Genomic DNA, 17,572 nt, shown 5'->3' with positions numbered 1-17,572 from the left:
ACACGAGAACAGAGGCCCGGCGCGCGTGACGCCCTCCGAACGAACGACGATGAGCGATCTTCCCAAAGTCCGCCGGCTTGAGGCCGTCGGTTTCCGCGCCTGGCCGGCCGCTTCCGTGCACTACGACGGAAGCTGGCTCTTTCGGCTGACCGCCGGCCATCCCTCGCGCCGGCTGAACTCGGTGAACCCGCTCGACCCGTCCGACACGCGCGACATCGATATCCGCCTGGAAAAGGCGGCCAAGAAATTTTCCGACTACGGTCGCCCGCTGCTGGTGCGCCAGACGCCGCTGACCCCGCCGAAACTTGTCGCCCACATGGACGATGCCGGCTGGACGGAAGCGGGCCGCACCATCGTCATGACGGCCGACCTCGCCACGCTGCCGCGTGACGAGGGGCTCGACCATCTGCCGAGCCGCGACGTCGGCCGGTTCGTCGATGCGCGTATCCGCGTTGCCGGCGACGACCCGGCGCTGAAGCCCGGCCTCACCGAGATCATCAACGCCATCAAGCCGGAAACCGGGCTGTTCATCTTCGAGGAACCGGATTTCGGCCCGACGGCCGTGGCGATCGCCGTACATGACAACGACCTCGTCGGCATCCTCCAGCTTGGCGTCGCGGAGGAAAGGCGCGGCCGCGGTCTCGGCACCGCCGTCCTCCATGCCGCGCTGCGCTGGGCAAAGCTCAAGGGCGCGCGCCAGGCCTGGGTGCAGGTCGAGGCCGAGAATGCCGCCGCCATCGCGCTCTATCGCCGCGCAGGCTTCAAGGACGTCTACCAGTACAGCTACCGGGGGCCTGCCGCGGCATGAGCGAGATCGAAACGAAACCCCGCCGCATCCTGCTCGTCGCCGCCTGCGCGCTCGTCGACGCCGATGGCCGCATTCTGCTGGCGCGGCGCCCGGAGGGGAAATCGCTCGCCGGCCTGTGGGAGTTTCCCGGCGGCAAGGTGGAGCAGGGCGAAACGCCGGAAGAGACGCTGATCCGCGAACTGGACGAGGAGCTCGGCATCCGCACGAAGGTGGCCTGCCTCGCCCCGCTGACCTTTGCCAGCCATACCTATGACGACTTCCATCTCCTGATGCCGCTCTACATCTGCCGCCGCTTCGAGGGCACCGCGCACGGCCGCGAGGGGCAGGCGATCAAATGGGTGCGGTCGAAGGCGCTGCGCGACTATCCGATGCCGCCAGCCGACGAACCGCTCATTCCCTTCCTGATGGACCTTCTTTGAAGGCCTGGCGAGAATTTACCCAGCATTTTCCACGCTCCGTTAAGCAATCGTTTAGCACCCTCGTTCAATGATCGGTCTTGAACGTTGCAATGCCTACGAGACCCTGTGATGCGTGACGAAGACTTCTGGAAAGCCGTTCAGGAGAAGGATTTCACGTCGGCCGGCGATACCCGGACCGGCGCGCTCAACCTCGCCCTGCTCTTCGGCACGGCTGTCATCGCGCTTGCGCTCGTCCTGACCCCGGTTCTTTCCGCAAAGACCGACAAGCGCATGATGGCAAATGTGCCGGATGAATTCGACATGATCTCGACGGGATCGATCCCGTCGGACGGCAGAAAGCGCTATACGGTGCGCCGCAGCGTCCTGCAGGAAATGCCGGGCGCCGTCTGCATCGTCAACGGCACCGGTGGAAACAACGGCTGTTGAGCAGAAAACAACGATGCGCGAGGGCGCGGGAGCGTGGAATGGTGCTGAAATCACTGAAATCATTCTGCTCCGACCGCACCGGCGGCACGGCTGTCGAGTACGGGCTCCTGCTCGGGCTCATCTCGATCGGCCTGCTGGCCGGCCTCGAAGCCTTCAGCAACAGCCTTTCGGACACCTTCGGCACCATCACCAACACCATCGACTCCGCCGGAACAGAATAGGTCAGGTGCCGCCGCCCTGCTTCAGGGCATCGGCGAGGCGCATCGTCGCCGAGCCGGGTTTCAGCGGCTTCTGCTGGCTTTCGTGCGGCGCCCAGCCTGAAACATAGATGACCGAAAAGCTCGCGCGGATGCGCCCGTCCGGATCGGAGAAGCGCTCCGCATAAAGCTCCGCCGCGCGCAGGAGGACGCCGCGCGTGAGCGGCCGGCGGCTGCGGCCGGCGAGCGGATTGGCCATGCCCATGGCCCGCAGGTCCTTCATCAGCGGAAAGATCGAATCGTAGCGCACCGTATAGGTCTCCCTGTCCGTCACCGGCAGGGCGAAGCCGCCGCGCTGGAGAAGCGCGCCGACATCGCGCACATCCGGGAAGGGAATGACCCGCGGGCTCGCCCCGCCCGTGACCTCGCTTTCCGCCGCAAGCAGCACCTCGCGCAGTTCCTGCAGGGTGCCGCTGCCGGGAATGGCCGCAAGGAACAGCCCGTCCGGCTTCAGTGCACGGCGGATCTGCACGAAGACACCCGGCGTGTCGTTGGTGAGGTGCAGCGCCAGCGGCGAGACGATGAGGTTGACCGACTGCGGCTCCAACGGCACCGTTTCGAGCGGCGAGACCGTCAGCGCCTCGCCCGACGCGGAAAACCGCGCGTCGCTTTCCACCCGCTCCATCCCGTCCACCTTGCCCGTCGCGGCGATCGCCCGTGCGGCAGCACCGGTATGGCCGTGCAACTCGACGGCCCGCTCGAAGCGGCGCTCGATGACGCTGAGGCGTTCGGCAAGCTCGCGCGCCACCACGTCGAGCAGGAAATCCGCCGGCTCGCCGGCAAGCGCGCGCCGCCGGTTCGTGTCGATCAGGGATTGGTCGAAGAGCGTTTCCATGGGAGGGGTCCGGTTCGCAATTCCATTCGCTTTGGCCGCTTGGACCGACTATTGTCAACCGCATGGGCGAAATCGAGGCCGAGGCAGCGCCGGCAGTCCCGCTCCGGCAGGCCCTTGCCCGCCGGCTGCGCGGCCTTGCGGGCAGCGCCCTCGACCTCGTCTATCCACCGGCCTGCGCAGGCTGCGGCGTGCTGCTCGGCAGCCGTGCAGGCCTTTGCCCGCGGTGCTGGTCGAAGCTCGCCCTGATCGAACGCCCCTATTGCGAGGTGCTCGGCACGCCCTTCTCGCACGATCTCGGTCCTGGCATCCTCAGCGCCGACGCCATCGCCAACCCGCCGCCTTTCGACCGGCTGCGCTCCGTCGCGCTCTACGACGACCTTGCCCGCGTGCTCGTCCATGCGCTGAAGTACCGCGACCGCACCGATCTCGCGCCGATGATGGCCGGATGGATGCTGCGCGCCGGCGACGGCACCGTGGAGGCCGCGGACGCCATCGTCCCCGTTCCCCTGCATCGCTTCCGCCTCCTCTGGCGCAAGTTCAACCAGTCGTCGGAGCTTGCCCGCGCGCTCGGCGGGCTTTCCGGCAGGCCCGTTCTTGTCGATGCCGTGCGCCGCACGAAACGCACCCGACGCCAGATCGGCCTCGGGCCCCGCGCCCGCGAGGAGAACGTGCGCGGCGCCTTCACCGTCACGCCGGAGGGCCGCGAGGCGCTGTTCGGCCGCCGCGTGGTGCTCGTCGACGACGTCTATACGACCGGGGCCACCGTTTCGGCCGTCACGCGCGCGCTGAAACGGGCAGGCGCCGCCGACATCACCGTTTTGACCTTTGCAAGGGCGCTTCCCGGACCTATATGAAAGACAAGGTTTTCCAAGCTTTGGAGCAGGAGAATATGGCTTCGGTCGTCATCTATACGCGTCAGTTCTGCGGCTATTGCAGCGCCGCCAAGAAACTTCTCGAAACCAAGGGCGTGGCCTACCAGGAGCACGACGCGACCTATGCGCCGGAGATCCGCCAGGAGATGATCAAGCGCGCCAACGGCCGCAGCACCTTCCCGCAGATCTTCATCGACGAACGCCATGTCGGCGGCTGCGACGACCTGCATGCCCTGGAGCGCGCCGGCGAGCTCGACGCCCTGCTCGCTGCCTGAGGAGTTCGCCATGACCGTCACGATCGCCGCCCTCCAGATGTGCTCCGGGACCGATCCCGTCCGCAACGTGGAGACGATGCGGCGCCTCGTGCGCGAGGCGGCCGCCAAGGGCGCCGTCTATGTCCAGACGCCGGAAATGACCGGTGCGCTCCAGCGCGACCGCGCGGGGCTGCGCGCCATCCTGCGTACGGAGGCCGACGATCTCGTGGTCGCCGCCGCGGCCGAACTTGCCGCCGAGCTCGCCATCCACGTGCATGTCGGCTCCACCGCCATCGCGCTTGCCGACGGAAAGGTCGCCAATCGCGGTTTCCTGTTCGGCCCCGATGGCCGACAGGTCTGCACCTACGACAAGATCCACATGTTCGACGTCGATCTCGACAATGGCGAGAGCTGGCGCGAAAGCGCGGTCTATTCGCCGGGCGCCGTCGCGCGCATGGCGGACCTTCCCTTCGCACGGCTCGGCTTTGCCATCTGCTACGACGTGCGCTTCCCCGAGCTCTTCAAGATGCAGGCCCAGGCCGGTGCCGAGATCATCTCCGTTCCCGCCGCCTTCACGCGCCAGACCGGCGAAGCCCATTGGGAAACGCTGCTGCGCGCCCGCGCCATCGAGAACGGCGTCTACATCATCGCCGCCGCGCAGGCCGGCATGCATGAGGACGGCCGCGAGACCTTCGGCCATTCCATGATCATCGACCCGTGGGGCCGCGTCCTGACCAGCGCCGGCGGCACGGGCGAGGCCGTCGTGCTCGCCGAGGTCGACAGCGCCGCCGTCAAGGCCGCGCACGACAAGATCCCCAACCTGCGCAACGGGCGCACCTTCACGCTGGAAACGGCAAAGGCGCCCGCGAAGGGAGGCGTTGCCGCTTGATCCGCTACGAGCTTTCCTGTGACAACGGGCACGCCTTCGAAGGGTGGTTCGGCTCGGCGGACGATTTCGACCGCCAGCAGAAGAGGGCGCTCGTCTCCTGTCCCACCTGCGGCTCCACCCATGTCGCCAAGCGCCTGATGGCGCCCTCCGTCTCGACCGCCCGCAAGAAGGAGCGCCGCCAGGAGCTCGTGGTGCAGGCCGGCCAGAAGGAGATGATGAACAAGCTTCGGGAGATCGTCTCGACCATCCGCGCCAATTCGGAGGATGTCGGCGAGCGCTTTCCGGAAGAAGCACGCAAGATCCACTATGGCGAGGCCGAGCAGCGCGGCCTGATCGGCCGGGCCTCGGCGGACGAGGTGCGCGAGCTGCTGGAGGAGGGCGTCGAGGTCGCGCCGCTTCCCGTCCTGCCCGACGAAACCAACTGATGCGCGGCCATCATCTCGCGATCTACAATTTCGGCCTGCACGTCGACGACTACGAAAGCCCGCGCGTCGAAGGCTTTCGCCTGCGCGAACCGCTGAATTTCGAGGCGGCGAACCGGGCGGAGGGGTTCGTCGGCCGTTCCGGCTATGACGGCGAGCCGGGGTCGGAAAGCTGGGGCGAGAAGGTCTATCCCCGCTTCATTGCCGGCAGCGGCTTTGCGGATGCTCCCTCCTCGCTCTCGCTGTGGAGCGGGCTCGAAGCGCTGATGGCCTTCACCTATAACGGTGTGCACGCCGACGCCCTGAAACACGCCCGCAACTGGAACCAGCGGCAGGCCTGGCCTGCCCTCGTGCTCTGGTGGGTGGCGGAAGGCGTCCGGCCTCTTTGGGCCGATGGCGCCGAGCGGCTGGAGCATCTTGCCGATCACGGCCCGTCGCCCCGCGCCTTCACCTTCAAGACGGCCTTTTGCCCCGACGGCAACACCGTCGGCATCGACCGCGAAAGCGTGAAGGCGATCGCCGCGCGCAATACGGCCGGGCAGCAGGACCTGCTTGCCGTCGCGAAGACGTTGAAGGCCTGATCGGAGCTTCCGCGCGGGCCAGGCTTCAGGCGGAGGCGCGGCGCGCCACCATCATGTAGTTGACGTCCATGTCCTTCGACAGGTTCCACTGGTTGGACAGCGGGTTGAAGAACACGCCGGTGCGATCGGTCACCGTCAGCCCCGAGGCCGTCAGCGGTTTCTCGATCTCCTCCGGGCGCACCAGCTTTTCATATTGATGGGTGCCGCGCGGCAGCCAGCGCAGCACGTTTTCCGCCGCGAAGATCGCCAGCGCCGCCGCCTTCAGCGTGCGGTTGATCGTGGCGACGAACATCATGCCGCCGGGACGCACCATGGAGGCGCAGGTGGTGAGGAAGAAATCGACGTCGGAGACGTGCTCGACCACTTCCATGTTGAGCACGACGTCGAAGGTCTCGCCGGCTTCCGCCAGTGCCTCGGCGGTCACCGCCCGGTAATCGACCGGAACGCCGCTGCCTGCCGCATGGGCCTTGGCGATGCCGATGTTCTTTTCCGAGGCATCCGCCCCGAGCACATCCGCCCCCATGCGCGCCATCGGCTCGGAGAGCAGGCCGCCGCCGCAGCCGATATCGAGGATGCGCAGGCCCTCGAGCGGGCGATGCGCCGTGGGGTCGCGGCCGAACTGACCGGATACGAGATCGCGGATATAAGTGAGGCGGACCGGATTGAACTTGTGCAAGGGCCGGAATTTCCCGGCCGGATCCCACCACTCGGCCGCCATCGCCGAAAAGCGGTCGACTTCCGCCTGGTCGATCGTCGTGCGGGCTGCCTCGCTCATGGCTCGTCTCCTTCGCGTCCGTGTCCCCCGTGAAGTCGGCCTCCCCGGGTCGGATGTCAAGGGTCGAATGCGGAGGGAGACGAAGTGAAGCGGTTCAGCCGAGCCGCGTCGCGCGAAGCCGGTCCTCGTCGAGGACCACGCCGAGGCCGGGCGTTTCGCCCAGCACCAGCCAGCCGTCCTCGTGCCGCAGCGGCGCCTGCAGCGGATAATCGCGGCGCGCCTCGCTCCATTCCGGCCCGTCATAGGGATATTCGAGGAAGGGCGCGTCGCCCGCCCCCGCCGTCAGATGCGCATTGGCGAGCACGCCGATGCCGTTCGTCCAGGAATGCGGGGTGAAGGCGACGCCCGCCTCGCGCGCCTGGAAGGCGAGCCGCCGGCATCCCGTGATGCCGCCGACCAGCGCCACGTCCGGCTGGATCACGTCGAAGGCGCGTTCTTCGATGATGTCGCGGAACTCATAGAGCTCGCGTGTCATCTCCCCGCCGGCGATGCGCACGCTCGTCGCCTCCTTCAACGCCTTCATGCCCTTGCGGTCGGAGCGGTGCAGCGGCTCCTCCATCCAGTAGATGCCGAGCCGCTCCAGCTCCCGCGCGACGACGAGCGCATCCTTGAAGGTCCAGGAGAGCGTCGTGTCCCAGGGCATGCGCCAACCCTGGTTGCAGTCGACCATCAGTTCCAGCCGGTCGCCGACACGGGCGCGGATCGCCTCCAGCGCCTTCACGTCCTCGCGCCAGCCGTTGCGCCCGCCGGCGGAGGAGGAGAACCGCACCTTCATCGCCGGAAAGCCTTCCGCGATGTAGCACTCGGCCTGGTCTGCCATGGCGGCGGGCTCTCGCAGCACGCCGGAGGACGCATAGAGCCGCACCCGGTCGGCACGGCCGCCGAGCATGCGCCAGACCGGCTCGCCCGTCACCTTGCCCGCGAGGTCCCAGAGCGCCAGATCGAGCGGCCAGCAGCGGCCATAGTGGAAATTGATGTGCGAGAGCACCTCGTAATGCCGTTCGAGATGGCGCGGGTCCGCACCGATGAACAGGTCCTCGTGGCCCTCGAACCCCTTCATCAGGTCGCCGGAACCGATGCCTTCGCGACCTTCCTCGTCACGCACGCGCACGATCGTCGCGTCGAAATGCCGGCGCGGGCGCCCGTCCCAGCTTGCCTTGAACGGCGGATCGAGCGGCAGCCGGTGATGGCTGATGCCGATGGAAACGATCCTGCTCATGCGCTCCTCCCCTGGACTTGAGCCTTCAACCGAACTGCTGCCAGATCGTCTTGTAGTCGCAATATTTGTCGATCGCATGCACCGAGCGGTCGCGGCCGAAACCCGATTGCTTGAAGCCGCCGAAGGGCGTCGCGAAATTCGACATGTCGTAGGTGTTGATCCAGACCGTACCGGCATGGATGCCTTCGGAGAAGCGGTGCGCCCGGTCCATGTCTCGGGTGAAGACGGCGCCGGCGAGCCCGTAGATGGTGTCGTTGGCGATGGCGAGCGCTTCCTCTTCCGTGTCGAAGGCGATGGCCGCAAGCACGGGGCCGAAGATCTCCTGCCGGGCGATGCGCATGTCGTTCGTCACATCCGTAATGACACCCGGCGAGACATAGTAGCCGCCCGTCTCGGACAAGACGCGCTCCGCGCCGAAGACGCGGCGCCCGCCGCCCTTTTCGCCTGCCGCGACGAGGCCGAGGACCTTGTCCATATGTTCTGCCTCGATTAGCGCGCCGATCTGCGCCGAAGGCTCGAAGGGATGCGCCAGCACGATCTCTCGGCTCACCACCGCCTCGATCTTCTCGATCAGCGCATCCTGCACCGGACGCTGCACGAGAAGGCGGGTCGCGGCATGGCAGGTCTCGCCGGAATTGTAGAAACAGCCCCAGGCGGCCGCACTCGCCGCCGCGTCGAGATCGGCATCGGCAAAGACGACGAGCGGCGACTTGCCGCCGAGTTCCAGCGCCACGCGCTTGAGGTTCGACTGGGCGGCGTAGCCCATGATCAGCCTGCCCACCTCGGTCGAGCCGGTGAAGGCGACCATGTCGACATCCGCGTGGAGCGCCAGCGGCTTGCCGACCTCCTCGCCGAAACCCGTGACGACGTTGAGGACGCCGGCGGGCAGGCCCGCCTCGACGGCAAGCTCGGCGAGCCGCAGCGCCGAGAGCGAGGACTGCTCGGCCGGCTTCAGCACCACGCAATTGCCGGCCGCGATCGCCGGCCCGAGCTTCCAGGCGTCGATGATCATCGGATAGTTCCACGGCGTGATCGCCGCAACGACACCGAGCGGCACCTTGCGGACGAGGGCGCGCGCCTTCGGCCCGGTCGGCGCGATCTCGTCATACATCTTGTCGATCATCTCGCCGTAATACTGGATGCCCTCGGCGCACAGGCGCACATCGACACCGAGCGAGGCCTGCACCGGTTTGCCGACGTCGAGCGTTTCGAGAAGCGCCAACTCTTTGCCATGGACCCGGATCAGCTCCGCCCAGCGCAGCATGATCCGCTTCTTCTCAAGCGGCTCCCGGCACCGCCACACGCCACTGGCAAAGGCCTTGCGGGCAGAGGCCACGGCAAGGTCGATATCGGCCGCATCGCCGCGCGCCAGCACGGCCCCGGGTTGGCCGTCCATGGGCCGCGTGCGGGTAAAAGTCCGGCCGGAAACGGCAGGCTGCACCCTGCCATCGATGAAATGCCCGCGGGCAAGCGAGAGGCCGGCAAGGCGTTCTTCCCAATAGGCGCGGCTGTGCTGTTCGGTCATGGTCGTCCTCAGAGCGTCCGGGGCAGCGCCATCATGCTGGCGGCGAAGGTATCGATATCGGCATCCGAAACCGCCCGGATCGTCGAGCGGCGCATCGGCTGGTTCTCCGGCGCGCGCATCTCACGGGCGAGGTCTTCGGCGATGAAGGCGGCAAAGGCGGCCGGCAGGGCGCGGACGATGCCGCAACGGTCCATCAGGTCGGCGACGAAGCCGGGCAGCATCGCCGCATCCTGCAGGCCGCAGGCCCGCGCCGCCGCGGCAAGGTCGGGCGTGTCAGCCTCGACGAGCCAGGCGAGCGTCGCCTCGAAGCCGAGCGCCGTGGCGAGCCCGTGATGCACCGGCGCAAGGCCGGCGAGCGCATGGCTGATCGTATGGGCGATCGCCGTGCCGCAATTGTCGATCGCGATGCCGGCATAACAGGCGCCGAGCAGCACCTTGCCGCGCGCCTCCCTGTCCGCCGGGTTCTTGACCGCCGTTTCCAGCGCCTCCACGAGGAGGCCGAGCGCGGCATGGGCATAGAGCGCGGCGCCGGCATGGGCGTTGCGGTTGGTCGCCGCCTCGAAAGCATGCACGAAGGCGTCCAGGCCGCACCAGGCGGTAAGATTTGCCGGAAGCGTCACGGTGAGCGCCGGATCGAGCAGCACGAGGTCCGCCTTGGTCTCCGGCCCCCAGATCCACAGCTTCTTGCCCTCCGGCCCGGTGAAGATGGTCGTCGCCGACGTTTCCGAGCCGGTGCCCGCCGTCGTCGGCACCAGGATCTTGCGCAGCGGCCTGCCCGGCAAAGGGTGGGCGGCAAGCGCATAGTGCATCGGGCCGTCCGCGCCCGCCGCCACACAGGCCGCGATCTTGGCGATATCGAGCGCCGACCCGCCGCCGAGACCGACGACGAGGTCCTTGCCGCTGGCCGCTGCCGTGGCGGCCTCGACCGCGGCCAGCTTCGGCTCGCCGGCAAAACCGGAGAAGAATTCCACCGCCACGCCCTCGGCATCAAACTGGTCGGCCAGGCGCCCGCCGAGCCCGCCGGCGGCAAGGAACCCGTCGATGACGACGAGCACGGAGCGGGCACCGAGCGCACGGGCGCATGCGGCGATGGTCTCATGGACCCCTTCGCCGAAACGAATCTCGGGCACGAAAGACGTTGTGAACGGCACGGAACCTCCCGAACGGATTTGTCGAACCGTGCATCACAATTTCAGATTTTCAAATCCTTGGATTTTTCAGTCTTTTTGATAACCTCAGATCATGAAGGACGCCATGCTCGCCCGTATCCCCCTCGAAACCTTCCGTGTCTTCGACGCCGCCTGCCAGCACATGAACTTTTCGCGTGCCGGGCGGGAGCTGAACATCACCCAGGCGGCCGTCAGCCGGCGCATCAAGGGGCTGGAGGATCATCTCGGCACGCAGCTCTTCGCCCGCAGCGGCAAGAACCTGGCGCTGACGCCGCGCGGCGAAAGGCTGTTCCAGCGCGTGCGCGCCTCGCTCGACTATCTGGAGGAAAGCCTGGAGCCGTTCCGCACCGGCGCGGGACAGAGCATCTCGCTCGCCGCCAGCGGGTCTGTCTCCCATCTCTGGCTCGGCCGGCGCCTGCGCGATTTCTCCCGCGACAATCCCGACGTCACGCTCCGCCTCGTCACGTCGGACAGCCCGGCCGACCTCGCCTCCGAGAACAACGACCTCGTCATCCTCTACAGCGCCGGCGAGCACCCCCGCTGGACGCTGACGCCGCTTCTCACCGAAACGCTCGCCCCCGTGGCCTCGCCGGACTATATCGCCCGCAAGGGCCTCGATGCCGCCGCCATTGCCCCGGCCGATCTCATCGCCCTCGACCTTATCGACTACGAGCGCTTCAATGCCAACTGGATCTCCTTCCGCCCCTGGCTGGAGCGGGTCGCGCCGCAGGCGCTGCGCAAGGCGCCGCCGCGGCCGCACCTCACCTTCTCCACCTATGCGCTCGCCGTCGACGCGGCCCTCAGCGGCGACGGCGTGGCGCTCGGCAGCCTCGATCTCCTTGCCGCCGCGCTTGCCGAGGGCGCCCTGGTGCAGCTCGGGGAGACGCGCCTCGTCACCGGCTACGGCTATCATCTCGGCCTGCCGAAATTCCGCACCTCGCCGCCCGAAGCGCTCCGGCTGCACGACAGCCTGCTCGCCAGCCGCGCCGGGCCGTAAGGCCCCCGCGCTTGCAGGCATCCGGGGAGTAGCCTATCAGGAGCGGGAGATCGATGGATCCGGCCCCGCATGGGCCCGGCACCACCGCATCGACACAGGCAACGGCGCGGTTCGGCATGACGGAGCGGAAGCAAGGCAGATCCGGCTTGGTTGTCTTCGGGCTTTTGGCCATCGTGCTGCTCGGGGCAATCGGCGCGACCGTGCTCCTGGCCAACGACTACCGCAATCTCAACCGCTTGCTCGCCCGCTTCGGCTACGATCCCGTCGCCGTGACGCCGCAGACACGCGACTTGCGCCCCTATGAGCTGAAGGGCAACCGCGTGCCGCGACCCAGGGGTCTCATCCCGGAACGGCTCCTGACGCCCGTCACGCCGATGCAGACCCGGTTCGTCCGCACCATCCGCAAGGCGCCGGAAATGCTCTGCGATGCGCTGCGCCGCAGCGGCTTCGAGACGGCCGGCTGGAAGGCCGGGCTGTTCGACCAGCAGAGCTGGGAATGCCAGTCCTACCGCGAATTCCCCGACGCGAGCGACGGCACGAACCCGTCCTCCTCCGCCTTCCTGTCGATCCGGGGCAATGCGGAAACCCGCGTCTCCTCCTTCCGCATCAAGCTCAACATCGAGAACACGGCGACGCAGAACCGCGTGACGGATGCCGTCATCGCGGCGATCGAGGTCTTCCTCGACGAGGTGCGCTGGGAAGAGGCGCCCGACATCTTCGCCGATATCCGTGCGCTCAAGGAATTCGACATCATCCGCTTCGGCAACCGCATCCAGCTCAAGAAGGAGTTCAGCGAAACGCCGCGCTACAATTTCATCATCACGCCGGACCGCACGCGAACCCGCGGCACCTACCTGCCGGATTATTTCGACCGCGGCCGCTGGCTGCCGCTGCCCAACAAGCTGTGATGCGCCGGGAGATGGAGCTTGCCATGAAAAGACCGACAAAGCGAACCCGGTGGGCACAGGTGCTTGCTTTCCTCTTCTCGGCGGCCACCGCCCAGGCTGCCGGCCTCGAATCCGGCCCGGTTTCGGACGATCCGATCTGGACCGACAAGCCCGTGCGCATCGACCGCAAGACGCAGGCCTATGAGCGGCTGGCCGTGGAGCCGATCGTGCTGCCGTTGCGCCTTCACCCGTCCGCCCGCGTCACCGTCTTCGACAGCGCCTCCTTCGCGGACGGCGGCCGGCTCTATGTGCTGACGGACGCCGTGCCGGTCGATCCGAAGCGGTTCTGCCGCGATGGCGACGGCGCGGTCGCTATCTGCGGCCAGCAGGCGCGCATCGCCCTCAGGCGGCTGGTCGCCGGCAAGAGCCTGACCTGCGAAGAGGATATCCGGTTTTCCGGCGTGTCCTTCCTCACCTGCTCGGCCGGCGGCAAGGATCTCGCCGAAACGCTCGTCGCGACCGGTGCGGCCTCGGCCGCCACGCCGCGGCTTGCCGGTACCCAGGAGGACGCCATACGGCGAAAGGCCGGCATCTGGATCGACGCGGAATGCCGCGCCCTCAAGCGATGCCCGCCGGGGCGGGGACGTTAGAGCATTCCCGATGAACTCCGGTTCACCAGGAATGCCCCAGACTCTTGCTTTTGCCGCATTGTCCGACGCCGATACGCCACTTGCCGGTTCCCTCTCCGGCCCATCCCCGCTATGACAGGACCATGAGCCTCCCTGCCCAGCCCATGCTCCGCCAGCGCCTCACGCTTGCCGCCGACCGGCCGCTCATCTACGCCATCGGCGATGTTCATGGCTGCCTCGACGCCCTGCTGGCGCTTGAGGACAGGATCCGCACGGACGCCGCGTCCCGCATGGCCGAGCGGCCGCTCCTCCTCTATCTCGGCGACTATGTCGACCGCGGCCCGGCCTCCCGGGCGGTGATCGAGCATCTGGCGAAGCCCGACCATGGCGACGGCATCGAGCGCATCGCGCTGTGCGGCAACCATGACGACACGTTCCTGAAATTCATCTTCAATCCGCACCAGCACCTGCGCTGGCTGGACTACGGCGGCGACGCCACGCTGCGCTCCTACGGGCTGGACCTTGCGGACTATACCGACCCCGGCGAGGCGGTGCACACGCTCGGCGCGGCCCTGCGCCGCGCGGTCCCGCAGCACCATATCGATTTCCTGCAAAACATGCCGATCGCGCTGATGAGCGGCGACCGGCTCTTCGTCCATGCCGGCATCATGCCCGGCATTCCGCTCGCCCGGCAGGAGGATCATGACCTTATCTGGATCCGCGAGCCCTTCCTCAGCGAAGGTCCCGGCCTGCCGCTGACGGTCATCCATGGCCATACGGCGGGGCGCGAGCCGATCTTCGGCAAGGGCCGCATCTGCATCGACACGACCTGCTACGCCACCGGCCGGCTGACCGCCCTCAGGGTGACCCTTGCGGGCGCGGACCTGATTTAGGGATCATCACCCCCGCCCGAACTCATCCTCGATGCGGATAATGTCGTCCTCGCCGAGATAGGAGCCGGTCTGCACCTCGATCAGTTCGAGCAGGATTTTTCCCGGATTGGCGAGGCGATGCACCTCGCCCTGCGGAATGTAGACGGATTCGTTCTCGCGCAGCGGGATCGTCCTGTCGCCGATCGTCACCTCGGCCGTGCCCCGCACGACGATCCAGTGTTCCGAGCGATGATGATGCTTTTGCAGCGACAGCCGCTTGCCGGGCGTCACGAACAGGCGCTTGACCTGGAAACGCTCGCCGTTCAGCACCGAGGTATAGCCGCCCCAGGGCCGGTAGGAGGTCGGGTGCGTCTCGGTCAGCTTCGCCGTCTTCGGCAGGCTGGCGAGATGCTTCACCAGCTTGCCGACATTCTGGCTGTCCTCCATCCGGCCGACATAGACGGCGTCCTCGCTGGCGATGACGGCGACATTGTCGAGGCCCTGCACGGCGACGTGGATGTCCCGCGAGATGACCAGCGAGTTGCGCGTGTCGAGCACCGTCGTGCTGCCGTCGGCGACGTTGCCGGCCTCGTCCTGCCGGCCTGTCTTCCACACCGAATCCCAGCTGCCGAGATCGGACCAGGTGATCGGCGAGGGCACGACGGCGGCGATCGGCGTCTTCTCGAAAATGGCATAGTCGACGGAGATATCGGGCGCGCGCGAAAAGGCCGCCTCGTCGAGCCGCTCGAAGTCGAGGTCGTGCTGTGCCTTGGCGACCGCTTCGCCCGCCGCCTCCAGCACGTCCGGCGCGTATTGCCGCAGTTCGCGCAGGAAGAGCCCGACCGGCAGCATGAACATGCCGGAATTCCAGAGATAGCCGCCGGCCGCCAGCATGGCCGTCGCCCTTTCGTGATCCGGCTTCTCGACGAACCGGCGTACCGCATTGGCGCCGTTGCCGAGGTCCTCGCCGATCTCGATGTAACCGTAGCCGGTCGCGGGCTCGCTCGGCGTGATGCCGAAGGTGACGAGGCGGCCGGCCCTCGCGGCGGCCGCCGCCCTGGCGATGCAATCGAAATAGGTGGCGTTGGCATCGATCTCGTGATCGGAGGCAAGCACCTGCATGATCGCGTCGTCGCCGTGATGGCGCGCGATGAAGGTCGCGGCGGCTGCAAGCGCCGGCGCCGTGTTGCGGGCGACGGGCTCGAGCAGGATCGAGGTAAGCGCGACGCCGGCCGCGCGGGCCTGTTCGGCGACGAGGAAGCGGAAGTCGCTGTTGGTGACGACGATCGGCGCCGCATAGAGCCCCGCATCGGCGACGCGCGCCAGCGTTTTCTGGAAGAGCGTGGTTTCCCCGAGGAATTCGAGGAACTGCTTCGGCGCGGAGGCGCGCGACAGCGGCCAGAGACGGGTGCCCTTACCGCCGGCCATGATGACGGGTACGATCTTGCTGCTCATCCTGCTCGTCCTGATGCGTTGGTCCGCCCTCATGGCGCACGCCTTGCGCGCCACTCTCGCTCGGCGTCGTAAAGAAACAGCAAATTACCACAACCTGGCGTTCCGGTCGGGTACGCAATGTTGCGGATAGGGTAAAGAGGGCCTTCTTCGCAAGCGGTGAAATGAAGGCAACAAAAAACCCGCCGGAACGGCGGGTTTGACAGGCGCAAACGCGTACCGCGATCAGGCCGGTACGACGATACCCTGCAGCGTGGTGAGTTCGGCGAGATAGGTCTCGATGCCGAACTTCTGGTCGTCCGATTTGGCATGGCTCAGCTCGGCACGGGCGGCTTCGATACGGCGAACGATGTCTTCGTTCTTGAAGTCGTCGACGTGCACGGCCGATTCGGCCAGAAGCGTGCAGCCTGTCGGGACGATGTCGGCGAACCCGCCGAAGACCACGTAGCGGTCCTTCTTGCCGTCCGCGAACTTCACGGTGACGACACCCGGCTTGATCGTCGTCATGGTCGGCGCGTGGTTGGCCATGACGGTCATCTCGCCCTCGGTCGCCGGGATGACGACCTCGCTGACGCTGCCGGAAACCAGCAGGCGCTCGGGGGAAACGAGTTCAAAGTTGAATTCTGTTGCCATGACCATCTTAGCGAATAGCGAATAGCGAATAGCGAATAGCGAATAGAATTCGTATTCGAGGTTCGCATTTTCCCTATTCGCTACTCCCTATTTCCTATTCGCTGTTAAGCCGCTTCGGCAGCCAGCTTCTTGGCCTTCTCGACGGCTTCTTCCATGGAGCCGACCATGTAGAAGGCAGCTTCCGGCAGGTGGTCGTACTCGCCGTTGACGAGGCCCTTGAAGCCCTTGATCGTGTCTTCGAGCGCGACGAGCTTGCCCGGCGAGCCGGTGAAGACTTCGGCCACGAAGAACGGCTGGGACAGGAAGCGCTCGATCTTGCGGGCGCGGGCAACGGCCAGCTTGTCGTCTTCCGACAGTTCGTCCATGCCGAGGATGGCGATGATGTCCTGGAGCGCCTTGTAGCGCTGCAGGGTCGTCTGGACCTTGCGGGCGACTTCGTAGTGCTCTTCGCCGACAACCATCGGGTCGAGCATGCGCGAGGTCGAATCGAGCGGGTCCACGGCCGGATAGATGCCTTTTTCGGCGATCGAGCGCGACAGAACGGTCGTTGCGTCAAGGTGGGCGAACGAGGTTGCCGGCGCCGGGTCGGTCAAGTCGTCGGCCGGAACGTAGATGGCCTGGACCGAGGTGATCGAGCCCTTGGTCGTCGTGGTGATGCGTTCCTGCATCGCGCCCATGTCGGTGGCGAGCGTCGGCTGATAGCCCACGGCCGACGGGATGCGGCCGAGCAGAGCCGACACTTCGGAACCGGCCTGCGTGAAGCGGAAGATGTTGTCGACGAAGAACAGAACGTCCTGGCCCTTGTCGCGGAAGTCTTCGGCGATCGTCAGACCCGTCAGCGCAACGCGCGCGCGGGCACCCGGCGGTTCGTTCATCTGGCCGTAAACGAGGGCAGCCTTGGAGCCTTCGCCGCCGCCGTGCTTGTTCACGCCCGATTCGATCATTTCGTGGTAGAGGTCGTTGCCTTCGCGGGTACGTTCACCGACGCCCGCGAACACCGAGTAACCACCGTGCGCCTTGGCGACGTTGTTGATCAGTTCCATGATGAGAACGGTCTTGCCGACGCCTGCGCCGCCGAAGAGGCCGATCTTGCCGCCCTTTGCGTAGGGCGCCAGCAGGTCGACGACCTTGATGCCGGTGACGAGGATCTGCGCTTCCGTGGACTGCTCGACATAGGCCGGAGCATCCTGGTGGATGGCGCGCTTCGCCTTGGTGACGAGCGGGCCGGCTTCGTCGACGGGCTCGCCGATGACGTTCATGATGCGGCCGAGCGTCTCGTCGCCGACCGGAACGGAGATCGGGGCGCCGGTATCGGTCACGGGCTGGCCGCGGACGAGACCTTCGGTCGAGTCCATGGCGATCGTGCGAACCGTGTTTTCGCCGAGGTGCTGGGCGACTTCGAGAACGAGGCGGTTGCCGTTGTTGTCGGTTTCCAGCGCGTTCAGGATGAGCGGCAGGTCGCCCTCGAAGGCGACGTCAACGACGGCGCCGATAACCTGGGTAACGCGACCGGTCGTGCGGGCTGCGACCGGAGCCGCCGCCTTGGTTGCAGCAGCAGTCTTCGCTGCCGGCTTGCGCGCTGCCGGCTTCTTTTCCACTGCGGCGGTTTCCTTCGGGGTAGCTGCCTTAGCCATGTCTCTTACCCTCTTTG

21 protein-coding genes are annotated in these 17,572 nt (G+C 66.8%); 13 read left to right on the top strand and 8 right to left on the bottom strand.

Translation table 11 applies throughout. The annotated features are described in order from the left end of the window. Positions 1–49 precede the first annotated feature (49 nt). The 4 genes from MUU56_RS21705 to MUU56_RS21690 all read left to right on the top strand — a co-directional run bounded on the left by MUU56_RS21705 (position 50) and on the right by MUU56_RS21690 (position 1,874). Complete coding sequence (locus tag MUU56_RS21705; protein ID WP_244769358.1) at positions 50–808, top strand: GNAT family N-acetyltransferase; 759 nt, start codon at positions 50–52, stop codon at positions 806–808. After that, on the top strand, positions 805–1,227 hold the full coding sequence (gene mutT, locus MUU56_RS21700) for an 8-oxo-dGTP diphosphatase MutT (RefSeq protein ID WP_244769357.1): 423 nt from the start codon (positions 805–807) through the stop codon (positions 1,225–1,227). The genes MUU56_RS21705 and mutT overlap by 4 nt, the downstream gene beginning before the upstream one ends. A 108-nt stretch (positions 1,228–1,335) precedes the next feature. Beyond that, entirely contained in the window at positions 1,336–1,653 is a 318-nt protein-coding gene (locus MUU56_RS21695; protein WP_244769356.1) for a hypothetical protein, read from the top strand. Positions 1,654–1,691: 38 nt separating this feature from the next. Then, positions 1,692–1,874, top strand: coding sequence for a Flp family type IVb pilin (locus tag MUU56_RS21690; RefSeq protein ID WP_244769355.1), 183 nt, complete (start codon positions 1,692–1,694; stop codon positions 1,872–1,874). Between the two features lies 1 nt (position 1,875). Here the strand turns inward: MUU56_RS21690 and MUU56_RS21685 are convergent, their stop codons facing one another. After that, positions 1,876–2,745: a methyltransferase domain-containing protein gene (locus MUU56_RS21685; protein ID WP_244769354.1), complete on the bottom strand. Its 870-nt coding sequence runs from the start codon at positions 2,743–2,745 to the stop codon at positions 1,876–1,878. Positions 2,746–2,807: 62 nt separating this feature from the next. Between MUU56_RS21685 and MUU56_RS21680 the strand changes: the two genes are divergently transcribed. Genes MUU56_RS21680 through MUU56_RS21660 form a run of 5 tightly spaced genes read left to right on the top strand, consistent with a single transcriptional unit; the run spans position 2,808 to position 5,763 of the window. Continuing rightward, positions 2,808–3,599, top strand: a complete 792-nt coding sequence (locus MUU56_RS21680) for a ComF family protein (protein ID WP_133034564.1) — start codon at positions 2,808–2,810, stop codon at positions 3,597–3,599. Positions 3,600–3,634: 35 nt separating this feature from the next. Next, positions 3,635–3,892: a glutaredoxin 3 gene (gene grxC, locus MUU56_RS21675; protein ID WP_064331715.1), complete on the top strand. Its 258-nt coding sequence runs from the start codon at positions 3,635–3,637 to the stop codon at positions 3,890–3,892. Positions 3,893–3,902: 10 nt separating this feature from the next. After that, positions 3,903–4,760 carry a carbon-nitrogen hydrolase family protein gene (locus tag MUU56_RS21670; RefSeq protein WP_244769353.1) on the top strand — a complete coding sequence of 286 codons (858 nt, stop codon included), beginning with the start codon at positions 3,903–3,905 and terminating at the stop codon, positions 4,758–4,760. After that, positions 4,757–5,185: a DUF1178 family protein gene (locus MUU56_RS21665; RefSeq protein WP_064331717.1), complete on the top strand. Its 429-nt coding sequence runs from the start codon at positions 4,757–4,759 to the stop codon at positions 5,183–5,185. The genes MUU56_RS21670 and MUU56_RS21665 overlap by 4 nt, the downstream gene beginning before the upstream one ends. Continuing rightward, positions 5,185–5,763, top strand: a complete 579-nt coding sequence (locus tag MUU56_RS21660; protein WP_244769352.1) for a DUF3291 domain-containing protein — start codon at positions 5,185–5,187, stop codon at positions 5,761–5,763. The genes MUU56_RS21665 and MUU56_RS21660 overlap by 1 nt, the downstream gene beginning before the upstream one ends. Positions 5,764–5,788: 25 nt before the next feature. Here MUU56_RS21660 and ubiG read toward each other — a convergent pair whose 3' ends face one another. The 4 genes from ubiG to MUU56_RS21640 all read right to left on the bottom strand — a co-directional run bounded on the left by ubiG (position 5,789) and on the right by MUU56_RS21640 (position 10,433). Then, entirely contained in the window at positions 5,789–6,538 is a 750-nt protein-coding gene (ubiG, locus tag MUU56_RS21655) for a bifunctional 2-polyprenyl-6-hydroxyphenol methylase/3-demethylubiquinol 3-O-methyltransferase UbiG (RefSeq protein WP_244769351.1), read from the bottom strand. A 94-nt stretch (positions 6,539–6,632) separates the two neighbouring features. After that, the gene (locus tag MUU56_RS21650) at positions 6,633–7,757 is read right to left on the bottom strand and encodes a mandelate racemase/muconate lactonizing enzyme family protein (RefSeq protein WP_244769350.1); all 1,125 of its coding nucleotides are present in this window, start codon (positions 7,755–7,757) and stop codon (positions 6,633–6,635) included. A 25-nt stretch (positions 7,758–7,782) separates the two neighbouring features. Then, entirely contained in the window at positions 7,783–9,282 is a 1,500-nt protein-coding gene (locus MUU56_RS21645) for an aldehyde dehydrogenase (protein ID WP_244769349.1), read from the bottom strand. Between the two features lie 8 nt (positions 9,283–9,290). Then, positions 9,291–10,433: an iron-containing alcohol dehydrogenase gene (locus MUU56_RS21640; protein ID WP_244769348.1), complete on the bottom strand. Its 1,143-nt coding sequence runs from the start codon at positions 10,431–10,433 to the stop codon at positions 9,291–9,293. A gap of 103 nt (positions 10,434–10,536) precedes the next feature. On the opposite strand from MUU56_RS21640, the gene MUU56_RS21635 reads away from it, so the two are divergent. From MUU56_RS21635 to MUU56_RS21620, 4 genes are all read left to right on the top strand, one after another. Further along, positions 10,537–11,448 (top strand): LysR substrate-binding domain-containing protein, encoded by a 912-nt coding sequence (locus MUU56_RS21635; protein WP_244769347.1) that lies wholly within the window; start codon positions 10,537–10,539, stop codon positions 11,446–11,448. 146 nt (positions 11,449–11,594) lie between these two features. Next, positions 11,595–12,356 carry a DUF6030 family protein gene (locus tag MUU56_RS21630; RefSeq protein WP_244769346.1) on the top strand — a complete coding sequence of 254 codons (762 nt, stop codon included), beginning with the start codon at positions 11,595–11,597 and terminating at the stop codon, positions 12,354–12,356. A gap of 23 nt (positions 12,357–12,379) precedes the next feature. Beyond that, positions 12,380–12,985, top strand: coding sequence for a thermonuclease family protein (locus tag MUU56_RS21625; RefSeq protein ID WP_244769345.1), 606 nt, complete (start codon positions 12,380–12,382; stop codon positions 12,983–12,985). Positions 12,986–13,107: 122 nt separating this feature from the next. Then, complete coding sequence (locus tag MUU56_RS21620) at positions 13,108–13,857, top strand: metallophosphoesterase family protein (RefSeq protein WP_244769344.1); 750 nt, start codon at positions 13,108–13,110, stop codon at positions 13,855–13,857. A gap of 6 nt (positions 13,858–13,863) precedes the next feature. Here the strand turns inward: MUU56_RS21620 and MUU56_RS21615 are convergent, their stop codons facing one another. The 3 genes from MUU56_RS21615 to atpD all read right to left on the bottom strand — a co-directional run bounded on the left by MUU56_RS21615 (position 13,864) and on the right by atpD (position 17,555). Continuing rightward, the gene (locus MUU56_RS21615) at positions 13,864–15,291 is read right to left on the bottom strand and encodes a mannose-1-phosphate guanylyltransferase/mannose-6-phosphate isomerase (RefSeq protein ID WP_244769343.1); all 1,428 of its coding nucleotides are present in this window, start codon (positions 15,289–15,291) and stop codon (positions 13,864–13,866) included. A gap of 222 nt (positions 15,292–15,513) precedes the next feature. Further along, positions 15,514–15,921 (bottom strand): F0F1 ATP synthase subunit epsilon, encoded by a 408-nt coding sequence (locus tag MUU56_RS21610; protein WP_244769342.1) that lies wholly within the window; start codon positions 15,919–15,921, stop codon positions 15,514–15,516. 104 nt (positions 15,922–16,025) lie between these two features. Continuing rightward, positions 16,026–17,555, bottom strand: a complete 1,530-nt coding sequence (gene atpD / locus MUU56_RS21605) for a F0F1 ATP synthase subunit beta (protein WP_244769341.1) — start codon at positions 17,553–17,555, stop codon at positions 16,026–16,028. Positions 17,556–17,572 lie beyond the last annotated feature (17 nt).

Source organism: Shinella yambaruensis (assembly GCF_022899355.1).
GTDB lineage: Bacteria > Pseudomonadota > Alphaproteobacteria > Rhizobiales > Rhizobiaceae > Shinella > Shinella yambaruensis.
The sequence above is the reverse complement of the archived record's forward strand: the minus strand, read 5'-3'. Positions and strand labels throughout refer to the sequence as shown.